Source organism: uncultured Bacteroides sp. (genome assembly GCF_947632445.1).
Lineage (GTDB): Bacteria > Bacteroidota > Bacteroidia > Bacteroidales > Bacteroidaceae > Bacteroides.
On sequence record NZ_CANRPM010000120.1, the window covers coordinates 1 to 4028 of the forward strand.

The following is a 4028-nucleotide window of genomic DNA, read 5'->3' on the forward strand; positions in this document are numbered from 1 at the left end:
AACAAGTCTTTTTTAATCATTTCGTTTATTGTCTTTCCTGCGGCAGTTGGCATAGCTTGCCTTGCTCCGACGTTTGTTCCTCTGTTTTTCGGAGCTAAATTCGGCGGATCTGTTGTCCCGTTGATGATATCGAGTTTGGTGATTATTGTTATCGGACTGAACAATATATCGTGCATTCAGATTCTTGTAGGATTAGGCTATGACAGACTGTTTTGTAATTCTGTATTGATAGGTACTATTTCGAACTTTCTGTTAAATTTGGGGCTTATTCCGATTTGGGGTGCAAACGGAGCTTCTATAGCCTCTGTCTTTGCAGAAACTTTGGTATTGGGAAGTTCTGTTTGGTATGTTTATCACAAGACCCCATTACAGCTGAAAGTTGGCATTCCGAATTTGTTGAAATCCTTGTGCGGTTCCTTGCTCTTCTTACCGACGATATTATTGTTGAGTCGGTGCTTGAATGGATGGACACTTGTTGCTGTCTTTATATTGGTCGGTTCCGGCATTTATATGTTTTCGCAGAAGATATTGAAAAATCAATCACTCGACCTGTTCGTGCCGGTTATATTGCAAAAACTACAACGAAAATAGATTATTCATTATCTTCTTTCAGCAAGAAGATATAAAAAATACCCTTAGATAATAAAAATAGCACAATATCTATGTGTTTTGTTCTTGCAGTCGTTTTTGCGGTTATCTTGATTCTGGTAAGGAAAACAGATAAGTCTTTTATAAATCCGATAACGATGACTATTCTATTATGGTTATCCTTGCTGACACTATATGCGACAATTGATCATGGGCTTTATGCGTTAAGCGACCGGTTTTATATGGCATTGCTGTTGTGGGTGTTTTCTTTCTCTGTTCCCTATTTTCTTATATCTCTTCTGCCTGTTAACGACTGCTTACATCTGAAACATGAACCCATGCGCTTCCTGTACAGAAAGGAATTCGCCATATTGTTTTCTATCGCTATTATTATCTCCTTGATGCTAACTATTAAAGAGGCATACGAATTTGATCCTTCAAATATATTCCGAGCTATCAGAACTATTTCTCTGGATAGAAGTAATGGTGAATTGGAAAAGCCGGGACAATTCGCCCTTTTTCCCCACAGGATAGCGGAATTTGGATATGTACTTTTTTTTGTTTACTTATTTAAAAATATCAAGTTTAAATATTTAAGACTGTTTCAGATATTGGTTCTGTTTCATGTATTGATGCGTGCAAATAAATTTATGATAACCAAAGTTGTAATAGGAATCATAATAATCCTGGCATATAAGGGGAAATTGAAATGTTCCACGTTGTTATCTGTTATAGGAGGATTATTTTTGCTGTTTATCTTGATCCAAATATTTCGAGGGGCTTCTGGAAGTGAATTCAGTTTATTAGATTTTCTTTATATCTATATACTATCCCCACTTCCTGCATTCGATAGTTATATTTTAAATTCAAATAGTACCAATTTATTTTCTACGGTGTCTTTTGGAGAGCATACTTTCGCAAATTTATTAGGAGATTCGTCTGTTAATCCCGATTATTTTGAGAATGAGAATCTCGTGTTTGTGCCCTTTCCTACGAACGTATTTACCGTAATGAGTTCATATTTTATTGATTGGAGATGGCGTGGAATCGCTTTGGGGGGATTTTTCTTCGGCTTGTTTTTTAGTTATATCTATAAAAGGGCTAAAGTGAATGACATATATAAATTGCTATATGCTTCGGTCGCATATATTATAGTACTTCAATTCTTTTTTGATTTCCTAATCACACAACAAGTACGTGCCAATATAAAGTTAATGATCGTCTTGTTTATATTGTTTTATCCACCGGTAATATATGAAAAGAAGAAAGTTTAGAATTTATTCTTTTGATGTTTTTGATACCTGCATGGCACGAACTTGTGGGAAGCCGGAAAATATCTTTCGTTTGCTGGCGGAAGAGGTGGTACGTGATAGGGACGAGTCTCTTTTGCGAGCTTTTGTCATGGAAAGGAAGAGTGCCGAGAAAAAGGCCATGCTTTCTCTTCAAAAAGAAGCGGTTACATTAGATGAAATTTATGATGTGCTTGACCTATCGCCCTTTACCGATATGCCTAAAGAGCAAATTAAAAGATTGGAGATTTCTTTGGAACAGCGCTCTTTCTCTCCTATTCAGGACACGGTAAAAAAGATAAACTCGCTACGCGGTAAAGGTCGCATTCTCTTTATCAGCGATATGTATTTGCCAGATGAAGTAATCCGGGAGGGTCTGATGAGGTACGGGATAATGCAGGAGAATGATGCCCTTTATATCTCCGGCAGCGTAGGACTCTCCAAGCATACCGGACGACTATTCGAATATGTGAGAGAGAAGGAATGCATCAGGAAAAGAGCTTGGACACATTATGGAGACAATATACACGGTGATTACTTCATACCTAAAAAGAAAGGCATAAGGGCAAAATTGGTACATACCGGCTATTCTGAATATGAAGCCGTCGTGGAAAACGGGGCACGGTTTTTTATATCACCATTAGCCGCCACTGTGTTTGCCGGACTGATGCGTGCGGCACGGTTGGGAGGCAGGAGTGACGATGGAGGATTTGTAGCGGATATAATGGCTCCGTTACTTGTCCCCTTTGTGGATGCCATTCTGAAAGACGCTGTTATGAGGCGGATCCGCAGGCTTTATTTTGCCTCACGAGATGCCTATGTGATGTTTCTCGTGGCAAAAGAACTTTTGCCATTATATAAGGATTTGGAAATTCGTTATTTGCATATATCCACCAAATCTGTTTATCCGGCATCTGTCCAACGGGCGGACAAGTCGGAACTTTCTCGTCTGCTGAAATACATCGGATGCTTCTCTCCACGTAAAATCATGCAAATGCTTGATTGTACAGACGAGGAAATGCGGGACATGGAACGCTCATTTGACTTAAACAAAGAATTACTCTATAGCAATACCCATGATGTAAATGCATTCATGGAAAAGCTGCTGGAAGGTGAAAAAAGAAACAAAATACAAATCCGGTGCGCAGTCAAGCGCGAATTGCTCATGGACTACCTGAGACAAGAGGAATTTTGTAGCGATGGTCGTAAGCCTGTGGGACTGGTGGATGTGGGCTGGCGGTGTACCACGCAAGGAATCCTCAGAGAGATAATTGATGCTCCCGTGACATATTATTATTGGGGTGTATCACGAGTACGAGTCAATATCGGACAAAGCGGACCTTTCATGTCATATTACTACGCAGAGGATTTTTCTATGGATATGTATCGCAACAAGTCGTTTATCGAATTTTATATTTGTCGGAATGCTGAAGGCTCTACGCTTGGTTATAAACGAAAGGATACGAGTGTTGTACCCGTGTTGGGCAGACGGGAAACATCATCGATGGACGAAGAAATCCGACAGAACCATAAGTCGGTGCTGTGTTTTGCTCGGCAATACCAACAATATGCCTGTCTCAGAGAGTATTCCTCGTCAATATCCCGATTGCTTTTTCCGCAGATCATGTACCGTTTTATACGATACCCGGATAAGAGTATGGTGGCTTTCCTAAGTAAGAAGTTGTGGTGGAATCATTTTTTGGGGAAAAAAATCCCAGTAATCATCAAACTCTATCCGTGGACTGTCCTCTATATTGTCGTTTTTTACCTCTTGAAAAATAAATATGATAATGTGTATAAATACAGGCAAGTGTGGCTGGAAGCCTCTTTGGTATACACATATGGAAGAACATTTGGCAAGTGGCTAATACAATGTAAGAACCGTTTGCTTGCCTCCGAATATATAAGCTACCTCGTCTGGAGATTACTACGTGATGTAAAAAGCAGCACAAAAAACAAATATGATATATGAACATTGCATTAACGCGCTGGTTGAATTAAAATTTCAGGATTTTAATAAAAAAGGAGCTGTACAAGTATCTGCTGGTAAGAAGCCGCATGTATCGCCTTTTCTCCATTTTATATCCTGTCACTTAAAACAACGTGAGCTCGAAATAAAATCAAAGCCATGTAGGCTGCCCGTCATTGATA

General features: G+C 39.3%; 4 protein-coding genes. All 4 read left to right on the forward strand.

Annotated elements, in window-relative coordinates; genetic code table 11:
* Positions 1-591, forward strand: a 591-nt coding sequence (locus Q0Z70_RS13195) for a polysaccharide biosynthesis C-terminal domain-containing protein (RefSeq protein WP_298075223.1), incomplete at its 5' end; no start/stop codon positions are given.
* A gap of 71 nt (positions 592-662) precedes the next feature.
* Positions 663-1862 (forward strand): O-antigen polymerase, encoded by a 1200-nt coding sequence (locus Q0Z70_RS13200; RefSeq protein WP_298075225.1) that lies wholly within the window; start codon positions 663-665, stop codon positions 1860-1862.
* Positions 1843-3849, forward strand: a complete 2007-nt coding sequence (locus Q0Z70_RS13205; RefSeq protein WP_298075227.1) for a hypothetical protein — start codon at positions 1843-1845, stop codon at positions 3847-3849. The genes Q0Z70_RS13200 and Q0Z70_RS13205 overlap by 20 nt, the downstream gene beginning before the upstream one ends.
* Positions 3839-4028: hypothetical protein (locus Q0Z70_RS13210; protein WP_298075229.1), on the forward strand; the 190-nt coding region annotated here is incomplete at its 3' end. The genes Q0Z70_RS13205 and Q0Z70_RS13210, both read left to right, overlap by 11 nt.

Excerpts from the sequence above, each read along its gene's own strand:
- Q0Z70_RS13200 (WP_298075225.1), top strand. The coding sequence starts at position 663 with ATGTGTTTTGTTCTTGCAGTCGTTTTTGCGGTTATCTTGATTCTGGTA.
- Q0Z70_RS13205 (WP_298075227.1), top strand. The coding sequence starts at position 1,843 with ATGAAAAGAAGAAAGTTTAGAATTTATTCTTTTGATGTTTTTGATACC.